Annotated in this window: 12 protein-coding genes and 1 tRNA gene; 4 read left to right on the top strand and 9 right to left on the bottom strand. The window is 60.3% G+C overall.

The features are described 5' to 3' along the window. Positions 1-60: 60 nt before the first annotated feature. Positions 61-1,503 carry an NADP-dependent succinate-semialdehyde dehydrogenase gene (gabD, locus tag NJC38_RS21795; protein WP_045485798.1) on the bottom strand — a complete coding sequence of 481 codons (1,443 nt, stop codon included), beginning with the start codon at positions 1,501-1,503 and terminating at the stop codon, positions 61-63. 340 nt (positions 1,504-1,843) lie between these two features. On the opposite strand from gabD, the gene NJC38_RS21790 reads away from it, so the two are divergent. Next, a tRNA-Arg gene (locus tag NJC38_RS21790) sits at positions 1,844-1,920 on the top strand. Between the two features lie 47 nt (positions 1,921-1,967). On the opposite strand, the gene NJC38_RS21785 is transcribed toward NJC38_RS21790, so the two are convergent. After that, positions 1,968-3,815, bottom strand: coding sequence for a Fic family protein (locus NJC38_RS21785; RefSeq protein ID WP_253117050.1), 1,848 nt, complete (start codon positions 3,813-3,815; stop codon positions 1,968-1,970). A 154-nt stretch (positions 3,816-3,969) separates the two neighbouring features. After that, positions 3,970-4,584: a LysE family transporter gene (locus NJC38_RS21780; protein ID WP_253117049.1), complete on the bottom strand. Its 615-nt coding sequence runs from the start codon at positions 4,582-4,584 to the stop codon at positions 3,970-3,972. A 63-nt stretch (positions 4,585-4,647) separates the two neighbouring features. Between NJC38_RS21780 and NJC38_RS21775 the strand changes: the two genes are divergently transcribed. Beyond that, entirely contained in the window at positions 4,648-5,571 is a 924-nt protein-coding gene (locus NJC38_RS21775; RefSeq protein ID WP_253117048.1) for a LysR family transcriptional regulator, read from the top strand. 93 nt (positions 5,572-5,664) lie between these two features. On the opposite strand, the gene NJC38_RS21770 is transcribed toward NJC38_RS21775, so the two are convergent. Further along, the gene (locus NJC38_RS21770; RefSeq protein ID WP_253117047.1) at positions 5,665-6,663 is read right to left on the bottom strand and encodes a 2-hydroxyacid dehydrogenase; all 999 of its coding nucleotides are present in this window, start codon (positions 6,661-6,663) and stop codon (positions 5,665-5,667) included. A gap of 393 nt (positions 6,664-7,056) precedes the next feature. Between NJC38_RS21770 and NJC38_RS21765 the strand changes: the two genes are divergently transcribed. Then, positions 7,057-9,018, top strand: coding sequence for a methyl-accepting chemotaxis protein (locus NJC38_RS21765; protein ID WP_253117046.1), 1,962 nt, complete (start codon positions 7,057-7,059; stop codon positions 9,016-9,018). A 28-nt stretch (positions 9,019-9,046) separates the two neighbouring features. On the opposite strand, the gene NJC38_RS21760 is transcribed toward NJC38_RS21765, so the two are convergent. Further along, positions 9,047-10,639 (bottom strand): MFS transporter, encoded by a 1,593-nt coding sequence (locus NJC38_RS21760; protein WP_253117045.1) that lies wholly within the window; start codon positions 10,637-10,639, stop codon positions 9,047-9,049. A gap of 573 nt (positions 10,640-11,212) precedes the next feature. Here NJC38_RS21760 and NJC38_RS21755 point away from each other — a divergent pair. Further along, positions 11,213-11,626 carry a DoxX family membrane protein gene (locus NJC38_RS21755; protein ID WP_253117044.1) on the top strand — a complete coding sequence of 138 codons (414 nt, stop codon included), beginning with the start codon at positions 11,213-11,215 and terminating at the stop codon, positions 11,624-11,626. Here NJC38_RS21755 and NJC38_RS21750 read toward each other — a convergent pair. The 4 genes from NJC38_RS21750 to aguA all read right to left on the bottom strand — a co-directional run bounded on the left by NJC38_RS21750 (position 11,617) and on the right by aguA (position 16,410). Next, complete coding sequence (locus NJC38_RS21750; protein ID WP_253117043.1) at positions 11,617-13,113, bottom strand: methyl-accepting chemotaxis protein; 1,497 nt, start codon at positions 13,111-13,113, stop codon at positions 11,617-11,619. The two genes, NJC38_RS21755 and NJC38_RS21750, sit on opposite strands and share 10 nt — an antisense overlap. A gap of 247 nt (positions 13,114-13,360) precedes the next feature. Further along, positions 13,361-14,644, bottom strand: a complete 1,284-nt coding sequence (locus tag NJC38_RS21745) for an OprD family porin (RefSeq protein ID WP_253117042.1) — start codon at positions 14,642-14,644, stop codon at positions 13,361-13,363. 247 nt (positions 14,645-14,891) lie between these two features. After that, entirely contained in the window at positions 14,892-15,095 is a 204-nt protein-coding gene (locus NJC38_RS21740; RefSeq protein ID WP_253117041.1) for a hypothetical protein, read from the bottom strand. Positions 15,096-15,297: 202 nt separating this feature from the next. Further along, on the bottom strand, positions 15,298-16,410 hold the full coding sequence (gene aguA / locus NJC38_RS21735; RefSeq protein ID WP_253117040.1) for an agmatine deiminase: 1,113 nt from the start codon (positions 16,408-16,410) through the stop codon (positions 15,298-15,300). Positions 16,411-16,587 lie beyond the last annotated feature (177 nt).

The following is a 16,587-nucleotide window of genomic DNA, read 5'->3' as shown; positions in this document are numbered from 1 at the left end:
ACAACAAAACCGGTGAAGCGTCGCTCTCGCGCCCCACCGGCTGCAAAACCCGCTATCGAATCAGATCGACAGGCACAGGTATTTGACTTCCAGGTAGTCTTCGATGCCGTACTTGGAGCCTTCACGGCCCAGGCCCGAGGACTTGATACCGCCGAACGGTGCCACTTCGTTGGAGATCAGGCCGGTGTTGATACCCACCATGCCGTACTCCAGCGCTTCAGCAACGCGGAACACGCGGCTCATGTTCTGAGCATAGAAGTAAGAGGCCAGACCGAACTCGGTGTCGTTGGCCATGGCGATGACATCGTCTTCGTCCTTGAAACGGAACAGCGGCGCCAGAGGACCGAAGGTCTCTTCCTTGGCCACGGCGGCAGTCTTCGGCACGTCGACCAGAATGGTCGGCTCGAAGAACGTACCTTCCAGGCTGTTGCCACCGAACAGCACCTTGGCGCCTTTGCTCACGGCGTCGTCGATGTGCTCTTTAACCTTGGCCACGGCTTTGCTGTCGATCAGCGGGCCGGTGGTGGTGCCTTCTTCCAGACCGTTGCCGATCTTGAGCTTGGCGACAGCCACTTTGAGCTTCTCGGCGAACGCGTCATAGACGCCTTCCTGCACGTAGATACGGTTGGCGCACACGCAGGTCTGACCATTGTTGCGGTACTTGGAGATGATCGCGCCTTCAACGGCCTTATCCAGGTCAGCGTCGTCGAACACGATGAACGGCGCGTTACCGCCCAGCTCCAGGGAGACTTTCTTGATGTCGTTGGCGCATTCGGCCATCAACTGACGACCGATTTCGGTCGAGCCGGTGAACGACAGCTTGCGCACGATCGGGTTGCCGGTCAGTTCGCTGCCGACTTCGCCGGCGCTGCCGGTGATCACACTGAACACGCCAGCCGGAATGCCGGCACGTTCAGCCAGCTCGGCCAGAGCCAGAGCGGAGTAAGGCGTCTGCGAAGCAGGCTTGAGCACCATGGTGCAACCGGCCGCCAGAGCAGGACCGGCCTTACGGGTGATCATCGCCGCCGGGAAGTTCCACGGGGTAATGGCCGCAGTCACACCGATGGGCTGCTTGAGCACGATCAGGCGTTTGTCTGGCTGGTGGCCAGGAATCACGTCACCGTAGACGCGCTTGGCTTCTTCAGCGAACCACTCGATGAACGATGCGGCGTAACCGATCTCGCCCTTGGCCTCGGCCAGCGGCTTGCCCTGCTCCAGGGTCATCAGGCGAGCCAGGTCGTCCTGGTTCTCGATCATCAGCTCGAACCAGCGACGCAGCTTGGCGCCACGCTCTTTGGCGGTCAGTGCACGCCAGGCCGGCAGCGCCTTGTCGGCGGCTTCAATGGCACGACGGGTCTCGGCAGCGCCCATTTTCGGCACAGAGCCCAGAATCTCGTTGGTAGCCGGGTTGTTGACCTTGATGGTCTGACCGCTGTCTGCATCCAGCCACTGACCATTGATATAGGCTTGCTGGCGGAACAGTTTGGAATCCTTGAGCTGCATGTCGGCCTCCGATAAACACCGCGCGCGGGCGCAGCGAAGCTGATAGAAAGAAACGGCGCCGCCACAGGGCACCATTAACAAATGAATTCGCCTTTTCCTGCGGCGCGCAAAGCTTAGCAGGCCGAAAGGCCGAACAGGAGCGTTTGAAATCTCAAACGCATCGTAGGCATAGGCAGAAAAAAGGACAAGAGCCCGTTCGAAAAAAAGAACGCCACGTCCAGCCGGTGCAAGTCTCGTTGGCCGAAATGTCACTTTCAGGCAATAAATCGTGCGAAATCAACAACACATGCTCGCCAGCATGGACGCACGGCGTTCAGATGAGTATTATGGCGCCCGCGTTGCACCTGTAGCTCAGCTGGATAGAGTACTGCCCTCCGAAGGCAGGGGTCGTGGGTTCGAATCCCGCCAGGTGCGCCATATATGAAAAGGCTCAGGTGAAAACCTGGGCCTTTTTTCGTTATGGCTCATCCAGGCTTTGACTGCAACGTGACCTGCATGGTGCGCCCTTTAGCGGTCAGGCGGTATTTCTGCAGGCGGCTGCGGGGTTTGTCAGGGATGGTCATTTCCAGAATTCCTGCTTGCAAGACCGGCCCCAGGTAACCCTCGCGGAAGTGTTTTTCATCCTTGAGTCCCAGCCTGCCCTGAATCTCAGTCCGGCTCATTTCGCCTTGCATGACCCCGACAAGACGCAGCAAATCATCACTCACGACTTCGGGGGTGACTTCGGGGGTGACTTCGGGGGTGACTTCGGGGGTAGCGGGTCCGATGGCATGCTCCGGATCATTCGCAGGCGTCAACAAATCCTGTGTCGGACCGGTTGGCCAATGGTAGCGAGTGCCTTTGCCGTGCCCTTTCTTGCTCAACCAGCCAGACTTGGCCAATTGTCCGAGACGCTCGCCGATGATTCGGGGATGCTCACGACGTAACGCCTGCAAATCGAGATTGCGAACCTCTCCGAAACGATGAGCCATTATCAGAATGATCCGGCTCAGATCATCCAGAGTCGGATAGGCCTCCCCCACCAGTGCCCGCAACTCACGCTCGACAGCTTCGGGAATCATGCTGGCCAGAGGCAGATTCACTTGGGTAAGCTCCAATGTCACATCTTCCGAGACCAGCGGCTCCAGCCAGTTCTGCTCGCGCCAGGCACGCACGATTCTCTGAAATCCAGAGCCCGCACGCTCTCCAAGCCCGAGTAACTGGAACATTTTGAGCAGGTTGGGATTACGCGGATCACTGACACCGCCCTGATACAGTTGGTCACGTGGCACCCGTAGCAAACCGGGATTAGTAAATACAAAGGCATCGCGACGCTTGATGATGGTGATTGGCCGGCTGGACAGATGATCGGCATGCACCATTGCATTAATCAGGGCCTCGCGCAGCGCTTCGTGAACATGTGTCTCCCCCTGCCGGGTGCCATGATGGTCAATCTTGAATGGCACATCGAGTTCGCGACTCAGACGCGGGAATACCCGGTAATAGAAGTTGAACAGATTGGGCGCCCACTTGCCGTCCAGCGTCAGTCTATGAGTCCAACGAACATCAGCGTCGTCACTGAGCTGCTCCTGATAGTCCAACTGATAGTAGGGCAGAGCATCCAGCAGGCTACGTTCCTTGCCAAACATAAGCAGACCGGCCAGTGTCGGCCCTTGTCGGCCGGTTGAACGATCACGTCGCCACGCCCCAAGACTTTCAAGAAAGCCCTGCTCATCCAGTGCCAGAAAAGGGTGGTCAGGGTCACGTGCGGAAAACCGATTGCGTAAGGCCGCCAAGGTTTCCGGATCGAAGTCGCTGCGATCAAAATCAGGAAACACTTGATTATCCTGAGCCTCGTCAGAGGCATCGCGCAGCATTTGCCGCACTTCGTGTTCCGTGCAGCGGTAATCACCCTCATGGTTACGCTTGTAACTGCCAATCAACGGATTGCCATTGATGAACACCGGACGTTGCTGACGGCGTGCACGAGGGACCTGAATGGCCATGACCGTACCGCCGGCAACAGGAATCAGAGTCACGTCATCATCACGACAGAGCGGAGCGCTGAGCTTTTGAGGGTTGTTGTGAGTATCCCAAAACACTTTCTGCAACCCTTGGGGATTGCCGAGAGGCTCGATATCAAATGTACCACGGCGCTCGACCACGCCCAGCACGACAATACCGCCTTCGCTATTGGCCATCGCCGACAGACTTTCCCACAAGGTCTTGGGTAGCCCTCCGGCAGCCGACTTGAACTCGACCTCCTGATCTTCACCGATCTGGAGGAGGCCAAGTAGTGTCTCGAGGCTGATTGGAGGGACGGTCTGACTCATGCAGGCTTCCTGTTCGGGGTGATCGAATCCGGTCGTGTAACGCTGATTCTACAGGCTTGTGCTTCGGTTGCTCCCCTACTCGCTCCCGCTCAGGCTACCGACTCCGCAAGTCCATGCAGCTCACGCCAGCGAGGGCGCATTTCCTCCCAACCCCTCAATGCTCGCCGTTCTGCCCCACCAGCAACACCCCAAACCCCACCAGCAACCCGCCAAATGCCCGGTCGACCCAGTGCCTTACCCCCAGCAGCCACTCACGCAAGGCGCCGGCCGAAAAGCACATCGCAACCAGTGCAAACCAGGCCATATGCGCCAGCGAGATGAACGCGCCATAGCCGATCTGCGTCGCCAGTGACGTATCAGGCCGCACCACCTGCATGAACAGGCTGACGATGAAGATCGTGGTTTTCGGGTTCAGGGCATTGGTCAGCAAACCGGTTCGCAATGCCATTGCGTCGGACATCGAGGCGGCTGCTGCGGTCGCCACTGCGCCGGGCTTGGCGAGTAACATCTTCACACCGAGGTAGATCAGGTAAGCGGCGCCAGCCAGTTTGATGGCATTGAACAGCCAGAGTGACTGCTGAATCAGCAGCCCCACGCCGACCAAGGTGTAGCTGACATGCACCAATACGCCCAGGCCAATACCCAACGCGGTAAATACCCCGGCGCGGCGCGACAGCATCAGGCTGTTGCGGGTCACCATCGCAAAGTCCGGGCCGGGGCTGATCACCGCCAGCAAGGTAATCGTGATTACAGCTATCCATTCGGTCATGGCTTATCCTGTCGTCATCCATAAAAGCACGATGCTAACCGGGGTTCTGGCGGATGATTAACGATGTTTTCTGACCGTAATGGTGAGTCAGACTCACCATTTTTCGAAGCTCGCCTGCCCTCGCTGTTGGCTCTGCGTTGTTTCGAGGCCGCTGCCCGGCATGAAAACTTCACCAAGGCGGCCACCGAGTTGCACCTGACCCACGGCGCGGTCAGCCGCGCCGTGCGCTTGCTCGAAGACGAGTTGGGCCTGGCGCTGTTCGAGCGCCGTAGCCGCCGGGTATTTCTGACCCAAGCCGGGCGCAAGCTGGCGCGGGCGGTGGGCGATGGTCTGGGCGTGATCCGCCAGTCAGTGGCCGAGTTACAGGCCAGTGCCCGCCAGCAGCGGCGCTGGGTCTTGTCGTGCGAGCCAACCTTGCTGATGCGCTGGCTGATTCCGCGCTGGCCGGCCTTTCAAGCAAGGCATCCGGGCATCGATATGCACCTGGTTGCCGGCGGCGGGCCGTTTTCGTTCAGTAGCGGTATTGATCTGGCAATCCGCCGCGATGACTTCTGCTGGCCAGACAATTATTGTGCCGAGCCGTTGTTTGTGGAAAAAGTCGGACCGGTCTGCCGCCCGGACAAACTGGCGGCCTGGTTCAACACGGACAAACCCGCTGCTGCACTGCGCAGCGATGCGACCTGCCTGCACACTCGCACCCGGCCGCAAGCCTGGGCCGAATGGGCCACGGCTGCCGACCAAACGTACCCCGAGCCGCCGGGGCAAGTGTTCGAGCATTTCTATTTCAGCCTGCAAGCTGCGGTAGCCGGCCTTGGCGTGGCGATCGGTCCTTGGCATCTAGTGCGCGACGACCTGGCCAGCGGCGTACTCATCGCGCCTCTGGGCTTTGTCGAAGACGGCTCGCGCTATTGCCTGCTGTCGCCGCAGCCACTGCAAGCCGGCAGTTTGCAGGCTGATTTGCTGGAGTGGTTACGGGGGTTGGCCTAAGGGATAGCTTTGGAACCCCTTCTTCGCAGCTGAAGCTGCTCCTACGGGATCAGATGTTGCTGCGAGCGCCCACCGGGCCGCAGCGTACAGGACTCAAACCAGGCTGTTGGCGCAACGCTCGCCCTGCACAAAACACCTCAGGTTATCCAGCGTCACTTCGGCAATCTGATCCAGTGCCTCACGGGTGAAAAAGCCTTGATGGCCGGTGATTAGCACATTGGGGAACGTGGTCAGGCGCAGGAACACTTCGTCGTCGATACGATCGCTGGAGCGATCATGGAAAAACAGCTGGCTCTCTTGTTCATAGACGTCGATGGCCAATGACCCGAGCTGCCGCGATTTGAGGGCTTCGATCACCGCCAGGGTGTCGACCAGTGCGCCGCGCGAGGTGTTGACCAGCATGGCGCCGGGCTTCATTTGCGCCAGGGTTTCGGCGCGGATCAGATGGCGGGTGGTGTCGCTGAGCGGACAATGCAGGCTGACGATGTCCGCTTCGGCCAGCAATTGGCCAAGCGTCACGTACTCACCCACGCCGCTGAAGACGGCGGTTTCAAACGGGTCATAACCCAGCATACGGCAGCCAAAGCCCTTGAAGATCCGCGCCGTGGCCAGGCCGATCTGCCCGGTGCCGATAATGCCCACGGTCTTGCCGTGCAGGTTGAAGCCCAGCAGGCCTTCGAGCATGAAATTGCCTTCACGCACCCGATTGTAGGCGCGATGGGTATGCCGGTTGAGGGTCATGACCAGTGCCAGGGTGTGCTCGGCGACCGCTTCGGGCGAATAACCGGGCACCCTCGCCACGAACAGCCCGAGGCGCCCCGCGCTTTCCAGATCGATGTTGTTGAAGCCTGCGCACCGCAACAGGATCGCTTTGACACCGAAGCCTGCCAGCGCCTCCAGCACGGCGGCATCCAGTTGGTCGTTGACGAATACGCAAATGGCATCGTACCCCTGCGCGAGCCTGACCGTGTCGCGGTTCAAGGTCGGTGTCAGGTAGCTCAGGGCGACCTCACCGGCCAGGCAATCGCGTTGCAGGGCCTCATCAAAAAACCGTTGATCGTAGGGTTGAGCACTCAATAGAGCGAGTTTCATGGGCAGTTCCTTCTGTAGGCCACGCAGCTCAGCGCTGAATGGCCCTCAAGGCAGGCTAAACCAGCCGACGCAACGCCTTACTGATGCAGATCAATAACGCCCTGCCACCTGTCGATAGAGTCCTGCGTGTCAGTAGCCGGGTACGTCTTTTGCTTCAAAAAATGAGCAGGAAAAAACTCCAACTGGCCGAAAACTGTTCCACAGGCCACAACCCGCGTCATAGAGAGCTTCAAGCCAACGGAAGGCGATTATCGACGGATCAGTATTGACCATTCGTTCAACTAACGCTGTTTGCGCCATCAACTTTTCGTCGGTCGCGACGATAAGGTCTATCAACCGCTTGGCAACCACTACATGAATCAGTGGATCAAATAATTTGAGGCTCGAAGGACTATGCTCAAGAATGCCCCCCTGCGCTTAAAGCTGCTGCTGATACTGTTACTCCCCTCACTCGGTTTTTTGTGGTTCGCCACCAGCAGCGTCGTGGAGAACACCCGAATCCTGCAAAGCATGGACAACACCGTACGAGCCACGGCCATCGCGCAGAAAATCAGCCAACTGATTACCACCCTGCAGCGCGAGCGGGGCGCCAGCGGCGTCTATCTGGGCAGCAAGGGCAATTCGATGCGTAACGAGCTGGCAACCATGCGCCAGAGCGTCAACCAGTCACTGGCGGCCGTCAGGGCAATGTCGACCGAAGGCGCCGGCGAATTGAACAATGCACTGGGTGCGCTCGATGGCCTGCAGGCCTTGCGCAGCCAGGTCGACGCGCTGGGCATCACCAGCACCGAGTCCGGCGCCCGTTATACCGAGGCCATCCAGAAGCTGATCGGCTTCACCCATTCTCTTGAAGCGCGGATCAACGACCCAGAGATCATTCACGCCCTCAGTGCCCTGAATCAGTTCATCGAAATGAAAGAGCGCGCCGGGCGCGAGCGGGTCGTGCTGGGCCTGGTGTTCAGCCAGAACAGCTTCGATGCCAACCTGTTGTCGCGTTTCAGCCGCAACCTGGGCGAATTTACCGCCTATTCGGAAAACTTCCGCCGCAAGGCGCCAGGTGAACTACTGCAGCAACTCGACGAGCGGATGAAAGATGCCAGCGCCGTGGAAGTCGGCCGCCTGCAACGCCAGGCATTCGAATTGCCCCTGGGCACCGCGCTGGGGGTAAAACCCGAATCCTGGTTTGAAACCTCCACCCGCCGCATCGACCTGATGGGTGAGGTGGAGAACAACCTCAGTCAGAAGGTCGCCATACTCGCCCAAGAGGCACGTGACAGTGCCAGCCAGGTCCTGTGGCTGACCATCACTGCCGTGCTGATCTCGCTGCTCGCAGTGTCGGCCCTGGCCTACCTGATCATCCATAACATCGACCTGGCAGTGCGTGATGTGAATGGCGTACTGCTCAAGCTATCGCAGCGTGATCTCACCGCCCGCTCCGGCTACCAGAGCCGTGATGAATTCGGCCAGATTTCGGCCAACCTCAACAGCATGGCGGTGGAAATCACCAACATCATCCAGGAAATCAGCAACGCCACGGCGCAGGTCGCCACCGCGGCCGAAGAGTCGTCGGCGGTCACCGTGCAGACCAGCCGCAGTGTCGAGCAGCAACGCCAGAGCACTGAACTGGTAGCCGCAGCCATTACCGAGATGAGCACCACGGTGCGCGATGTGGCACAAAGCACCAGCGATGCCGCGCAGATGTCGCAGCAGATCAACCAGAGCACCATCGATGGTCGCAGCGAAGTCGCGAACACCATCGAGCTGATTCACCAGTTGTCCAGCCAGGCCGAGGAAACCGCGAAAATCATTGGCGAGCTGAAACAGGAAAGCGATTCGATTTCTTCGGTGCTTGATGTCATTCGTGGCATCGCCGAGCAGACCAACCTGCTGGCCCTTAACGCCGCCATTGAAGCAGCACGCGCCGGTGAAGCCGGTCGCGGCTTTGCCGTGGTCGCTGACGAGGTGCGCAGCCTGGCGCAGAAGACCCAGCAGTCGACCGGCAGTATCCAGCAGATGATCGCCAACCTGCAGAACGGCTCGGACCGTGCCACCCAGTCCATGCAGCAGACCCTCGGCAAAGCCCAGGCCGGCGCCAGCAACATCGTACGTGCCGGTGACCTGCTCGACGAAATCGCCGAAGGCGTGGGCCGCATCAGCGACCGTACGATCCAGATCGCTTCGGCGGCCGAAGAGCAGAGCGCGGTGGCCGATGACATCAGCCGCAACGTCAACGAGATCAACGACCTGGTCATCCAGGTCAGCGCCGGTGCCCAGCAGACCGCGGTGACCAGTCAGGAACTGGCACGCCTGGCCGAGCATCAGCAGCACCTGGTGAACCGCTTCAAGGTCGCCTGATTACGCCTGCTATCTGGTGGCCGGAGGCTTACCCTCTGGCCGCCAACAGGTGGCTGATCTTCACCTCTACAGCCTTGTCCTGAAAGCGCCGGGCAGCCGCCTCCAGCTTCTGGTCGGCACGGGTCACCCGGTTATGGTGGCGCAGGTGCTCCAGCCACGACTCTTCAAAGAAGTACTCTTTCCAGCGACGCGGATTCTCACTGTCCTGCATCAGCCCCCAGGAAAATGCCCCGTTGCGCTTGCGCATGCGGCTGACCGCCTGCATGGCCTGGTGGAATTGCGCGGCATGTTCAGCCGCGATGCAATATTCCACAGTGATCATCACCGGCCCGCGTTCAGCGCTCATCTGTTCATCCAGAATCGGTGCCGGCCAGTGCTGCGAAGGCTGCTGGTCTTCAATCTGGCTGGTCGGCAACGGGAAGCGCCCGCGCAGCGCCAGCCCGAGGGTCAGCACCGCAGCACCGCCGATAAACGCCGCGCTCATTGATACATGACTGGCCAGCGCTCCCCAGGCCGCCGCGCCAGCGGCAGAACAGCCGAAGAACACCAGAATGTACAACGACACCGCACGCGCCCGCACCCAGGGCGCGACGCTGGTCTGCACCGCCACCTGCAGGTTGCTGAGCACCGCGATCCAGGCCATGCCGCTGATCAGCATGACCGGTGCCAGGCCGATAATCGAACGAATCCAGGCCAGCCCCAACAGCACAGCGGCATACACCAGACTGGCACCGAGCACGATGGTGTCGGGGCTGAACCGGGCCCGCAGACGCGGCAACTGCATGGCGCCAAAGATCGCCCCCGCACCTACGCAGCCCAGCAGGATCCCGTAATCCAGCGCACTGCCGCCGATCTCGCGACGGACCAGCAAAGGCAGCAAGGCCATGCCCACCACCGCACCACTGAAGAACGCCGCGGTGCGCACCAGCACCGCACGCAACGGCTGTGAGCCACGCGTATAACGCACCCCGGCACGCATCGCGCCCAGCCAGCGCTCGGCAGGCAGAACGGAAGGCTCCGGCCGATGGCGCCAGGCCAACAGGGCAATGATCACCGCCAGAAACGAGACGCTGTTCAGCGCAAAGGTCAGCCACGGACCACTGAGGCTGACCAGCACCCCGGCGATGGCCGGGCCGATGGCGCGGGCGACGTTCATCGCCAGGCTCGACAGCGCCACCGCCGCCGGGACGTCTTGCCGATCAACGATTTCCGGCGCCAGCGCCGACCAGGCCGGCATCATCAGCGCACTGCCAATGCCCATGGCAAAGGTCAGCAGCAGCAATAGCGTCACCGTCATCTGCCCGCTCAGGGTCAGCAAGGTCAGCACCAACGCCACAGCGGCCATCCACAACTGCACGATCAACAGATAACGCCGCTTGTTGACGATATCGGCCAGCGCCCCGGCCGGCAGCGCCAGCAAAAATACCGGCAAGGCCCCGGCAACCTGCACCAACGCCACGGCCTGGGGGCTGGCCGACAGACTGGTCATCAACCAGCCGGAACCGACCTCGTGCATCCAGGTGCCGATATTGGAGGCAATGCTGGCCAGCCACAGCCAGAGAAAGACTTTTACCTGCAAAGGCTTCCAGGGCGAGGCGGTCGGGGGGCTGGTGGAGGTCATGGTTTACTCGACGTCAATGAGACCGGCTGGCAGGCCAGCCAGAAAAGCCTCCACTATCGCCGCAAGCAGGCCCCTCAGCTTGCACGCTTGTGCTTAATTGCCCCAGATCTTGTCGTACAAGCCGCTTTAGCCGCGAAAAGCATCGCCACTAAAGCTAGCTGGCTGCGATGTTCTCCCGAGCAATGGAAAATCCCTGAGCGAGGTGCCTGAACCGCAGGTTTCGCCCTGCTGGGCGACCCTATTTTGTGCTTGGCAAAATAGGGGAAAACCGCTTGCTCCTGGTTTGGGTCCGCCCTGCGGGCGGACTTCCCTCCGTCCGGCGCCGATTCGGGGGCCGGCGCGATGGGCGTCCTGCCCAGCGCACCTGAAACCGACATCCATGTCGGTTTCTCCCCCAAATCGACGCCTGCCCTCGGCCTGCACCCAAGTCGCGATTCGCGTCGTTTGTGCCATCTCGGCTCGAAGATCAAAATCAACGGCAACGGCAACGGCAACGCAAGAGCGCACATCCACGCAATCATTCGCCGGCCAATATCGCCATAGTCAGGCCCGGTTTCCCAACGAGTGCCTGCCATGCCCCTGCCCCGACTCTCCAGCCAGGCTGCGGCCCGGTTGCTGGACCTTGGTTTGCTGTTGATGCGGGTGTGCGCCGCATTGTTGATGCTCAAGCTCCATGGCCTGCCCAAGCTGCTCAACTGGAGTAGCGAGCTGCAACACATCGACGACCCGCTGGGCCTTGGCCCGCACATAACCCTGCTGGCAGCGCTGTTCGCCCAGCTGCTGTGCCCGCTGTTGATCGCTCTGGGCATCGCCACCCGTCTGGCCTGCCTGCCGATCCTGTTCCTGCTGCTGGTGGCCTTGCTGGTGGTGCACCCGGACTGGAGCCTGGAACAAGGCCAGTTCGGCTGGCTGTTCGTGACTCTGTTTGCCGGGCTGGCACTGACCGGGCCGGGTGCGCTGGTGATCAGGCTGCCGGGTCAGCGCTGAAAGGTCTGCCCCAGACTTTCCAGGCGCATCGCCAGCGGCGGCAGGCGCTGGCTGCTCTGGGCCAGGACGCTGATATTGTCGGCGGTGTGTTCGGCAATGTCCTGCACGGCGATCAGCTGTTTAGCAATGGTCTGGCCCAGGCAAGAGTGCTCGTCGGTGGTGGCGGCGATCAGACCGTTGAGTTCGCTGATCGAGCCAATGCCGACGCCCACGGCCTTGAGTGATTCAGCCGCACGCTGGCTGTCCTGCACACAGCGGTCCACACCCTGGCGGCTGCCCTGCATGGCCGTGGCCGCTTGACGGCTGTCCTGCTGCAGGCCGCTGATGATGCCCTGAATTTCCTGGGTCGAAACCGCCGTGCGCTGGGCCAGGCTGCGCACCTCATCGGCCACCACGGCAAAGCCCCGGCCCTGCTCGCCGGCCCGCGCCGCCTCGATGGCCGCATTAAGCGCCAGCAGGTTGGTCTGCTCGGCAATGCTGCTGATCACATCCAGCACCGTGCCGATCTGTTGAGACTGGCTGGCCAGGGCCTGAACGGTCTTGTCGGTCTGGTTGATCGAGCTGGCCAGTTCGAGTATCTCGCGCTGCGCCCGGTCTACGCTGGCGCGACATTCGGCGACCTGCTCGCGGGCATCACCGGCTTGCTGGACAGCTTGCCCCACATGCACGGAGATATCACTGATGCCCTCGCCCATGCGCTGCATGGCGTCGGTCATCCGGGCAATCTCGGTCAGCTGTTGTTTGGCGCCGCTCTCCAGCGAGGTGCTGGCCTGGGCCAAATCATTACCCAGCTTGCCCAGCCCTTGGGTGTCACGCACCACACCCTCGACCATCCCGCTCAGTTGTTGCAGGAAGCTCTCGAAACGCTGAACCAGCGGTACATGCAGACGGTTGCGCGACACACCGGCGTCGCCGGAGGTCAGTCTTGATGCGGTAACCAGCATCTTGTCGAGCATGTCCTGGCTTTCTGTGGCTTCGGCATGGATGTGACGGGCCAGGTACATCAGGATCACGGTTTCGACCACCACATACAGGGCGTGCACCATAACCGTGCCCCAGCCACCATTATGGTGCATGACGTACACCGGGAAACCGGCGTGATGCAGGGCATGAAACAGCACATGGTGCACCGCAATAATCAGTGCCGCTGCCAGAATCGGCAGCCAGTCGCGGTAAACCGTCAACACCGCCAACAGCACGAAGATGCCGAAATGGACTTCGATCATGCCGCGGGCCTGGTTGATATGCAGGGCCGCCAGGACCATGAAGCCCACCGCAAAACAGCAGCGGAGCAAGCGGGTGCCGCTCAGGCTTCTGTGCATGGCGCTCAGCAGCAGCGCGACCCCGCCCCCCACGACAATCGCCTGGCCAAAGGTGTCATACCAGAACGCCAGGCCCAGGGAGGTGGCAAACAACAGCCAGACCAGGCTGAGCATGATGCGGTCAGCCTTGCAGTAGTAATCGTGAAAACGTGGAGCACCCGTCATGCCTACTCTCCCGACTTCATCACCAAAGATCAGATGCTTGACCACAAACGGCCGCAAATGCCTGACCACTCCATCGGCATGCCAGCCTGTGAGAATAGCGCAGGCCGGACCCTTGGATATGTCAGCGCGCCATCAGCTGTCGTTTTTCGCCGATAAGGTCGTTTTCATATTCAGGGCACCAACAACAAGGCCCGCAAAAAGCGGGCCTTATTGTTACGCGATGTAGTTACGCGACTAAACGCTCTTCTTAGAAGACGTTGATCGGGTAATCAACGAAGATCCGCGTTTCGTTACCTTCGCGGTTGTAGCCTTTGGCATCTTCGGACACGCGCAGGAACGAGTTACGCAGACGCAGCGACAGGTCCTTGGCTGGACCGCTCTGCACCACGTAGGTCAGCTGGCTGAAGATTTCACGCTCTTCGCCACGACCATCGTGCACGCCGTCGTCGATGTTGGTGCCACGCACGTAGGCAGTCTTGTAGCTCAGGCCAGGCAGCACCAGACCGGACAGGTCGACGCCGTAGGCCACTTGCCAGGAGCGCTCGTCCTTGCCGTTGAAGTCCGACCAGTAGGAGTTGGCCAGGTAGATGGAGTTACCGCCATCACCGTAGCTGCCCGCGCTCTTGTAGAAGCCGTAGTCGTAGCCGGTTTCACCGCTGCTGCGCTGGTGCGCCAGGGTGAAGCTGTGGATACCGACAGCCCAGGTAGCCGCCAGGCTCCAGATCTTGTTGTCACGCGCGTCATCGGCCGCCGCGTAGTCACGATCCAGTTTGGTCTTGTAGCCGTTGAAGTCCAGCGTCAGCGACTGGTCTTGCGGCAGCGCGAACACGTAGTTCAGGTTCACGTATTGCTTCTTGCCCGAGTCTTCGTTGTCGGCAGCGTAGTAAGCCGCGCTGAAGGCGTCGTTGAACTTGTACTTGGCACCCCAGACATTGATGCTTTTCAGGCCGCCGCTGTCATGGCCAGTGGCGCTCTTGCGCACTTCGCTGGTGAAGCGACCGGCAACCACTTCCAGGTTTTCGATTTCCTGGGAAGTGATGTAGGTACCGGTGAAGCTCTCTGGCAGCAGACGACCGTTGTCGTAGCTCAGGACCGGCAGCGCTGGCTGTTGGTCGCCGTACTTGATCACGGTGTTGGAGATCCGTGCCTTGACTGCGGCACCAAAGCGGGCCAGGTCATCAGCGGCCTGACCGCTGTCGCCTTGCTTGAAGAAGTCGATACCACCCGCGCCGCTACGGCCTTTGCCGCCGTCCAGACGCACAGCGTAGTAGCCGAATGCATCGACACCGACGCCCACGGTGCCCTGGGTGAAGCCGGAGCTGAAGGTACCCATGAATGCCTGGCCCCACTCGGCCGGGTCCTGAGCGCTGCTCGGCGTGTCTTTGTAATCGCGATTGATATAAGCGTTACGCAGGTTCAGGGTCAGATGGCTGTCTTCGACGAACCCCTTGGAATCGGCCTGGCTTTGCGCCATGACCTGAGTGGCGCTGAGAACGCCCAGTGCGAGTACGCCAATACGTTTGTTAAGCATCTTGTTTTCCCCTATGTGCGATTGAATAACGCGCTGTGGCCGCAACCCCCCCTCGGGTTGCTCTGGGCTTTGCAGGGGTCGATATCGAATCGATCCGCTGAAAACCGCACGAAATCATCGCAGTGGACTACTGATGCATTTACATGACGACTGACCACAGCCGCTGGGGGCAGGATGCTAGTCCTGCGCCGCCGGGGTGTCAAACGCGCAAAGGCTTATTCCAGAGCCATTAAAGCGTAAATGAGAATCAGTCTTTAAGAATGACGAGCAACTCTTGCAGCTCTGCTTCGCTGAACAAGCCATGTGGATAACGCTGTAACAGCATTGTCATCCGGGCATCGGGCTCGGGTTTGGCAACCCGGGTCAGGCGCAACCAGTCAGCCATGATCTGTCGAGCCTCGCTACTGGCAGAAAGACCCCGCGTCGAGTACGGGTTGATACCTGCGTTCATAGTGGGACAACCTCTTGGTTCATGAGCGGGCAAATTTACGGGGGCTTTGTTACAGCCAAGCGAATCGCCCAGCCGCCCATCCGAATAATGGCCACTTGGTTTAGAGCCAAATGTGACCGCGTATTACTCACAAAAAAGCCCATCCGAGGATGGGCTTCTCTCACCAAAAGCACAGCAAAAACAGGACCAACTCGCGTGCGACTCAGGCGTCCTGGTAGCGTGGAGCCGGCTGCTGCTGGGTCAGGCAGTGAATATTGCCCCCGCCAAGCAGCAGTTCACGGCCCGGCACCATGACCACTTCGTGTTCCGGAAATACACGCTGGAGAATTTCCAGCGCGGTGGCGTCCAGCGGGTCGTCGAACGCGGGGGCAATGATGCCGCCATTGACGATCAGGAAGTTCACGTAAGAGCCGGCCAGCCGCACCGAAGGATCGCGCTCCTGGCTACCGTGCACCTTATCGACACCCGCGCACTCTTCGGCGGTGGCAAAAAGCGGCCCAGGAATCGGCATCTTGTGCACGACGAACGCTCTGCCACGAGCATCACGGCTGTTCTTCAGGACCTGCAAGGCCGCCTGGCAACGGGGGTAGTTGGGGTCTTGCGGATCGTCGGTCCAGGCCAGCAGCACTTCGCCCGGACGGACGTAGCAGCAAAAGTTATCCACATGGCCGTCGGTTTCATCGTTGAACAACCCGTCGGGCAGCCAGATGACTTTGTCGACCCCGAGGTTGTCGCTCAGTACCGCCTCGATCTGCTCGCGGTTCAGGTGCGGGTTACGGTTGCGGTTGAGCAGGCATTCTTCGGTGGTCAGTAGCGTGCCTTCACCGTCGACATGAATCGAGCCGCCTTCGAGCACGAAGCCCGGCGTGACGTAGCGTGCACTGCGCTCGATACCGAGGATCTTGCCGGCCACTTGCGAGTCGCGGTTCCATGGCCAGTAAAGGCCACCGTCGAAGCCGCCCCAGGCGTTGAAGTCCCAGTCGACGCCACGGACTTCGCCGTGCTGGTTGATGACGAAGGTCGGGCCGGTGTCACGTACCCAGGCGTCGTCGTTACTGATCTCTACAACCCGGATGTTGGGTACATCCAGAGAGGCCACGGCGTTGTCGTATTGAGCAGCCGAGACGCCGACGGTGACCGGTTCGAAGCGGGCGATGGCTTTGGCCAGTTCGACGTGCGCGGCCTGCACCGGTTTGCCGCCCAGCCGCCAGTTATCGGAGCGCTCGGGCCAGATCATCCAGACCTGGGTTTGCGCGGCCCATTCGGCGGGCATGTGGAAGCCGTCGGCGCGGGGGGTGCTGTTGAGTGTGGTCATGGTTATCAGGACTCCGGGGGACCGTCGAAGTTCGAGGGTTTTATCACCATAGCAAGAGCGCCATGACAATCTGAGCGTCTTTATAGCCGATAAAAATCGGATTTAAAATGAATCAAGTAACAAATTATATATCTACTGCGAATTTTTACCGATATAAATCGATAAACCAGACGTACG

The organism is Pseudomonas sp. 21LCFQ010 (assembly GCF_024129905.1).
GTDB lineage: Bacteria > Pseudomonadota > Gammaproteobacteria > Pseudomonadales > Pseudomonadaceae > Aquipseudomonas.
Note: the sequence above shows the minus strand (reverse complement) of the source record. Positions and strands in the feature narration are given on the sequence as shown.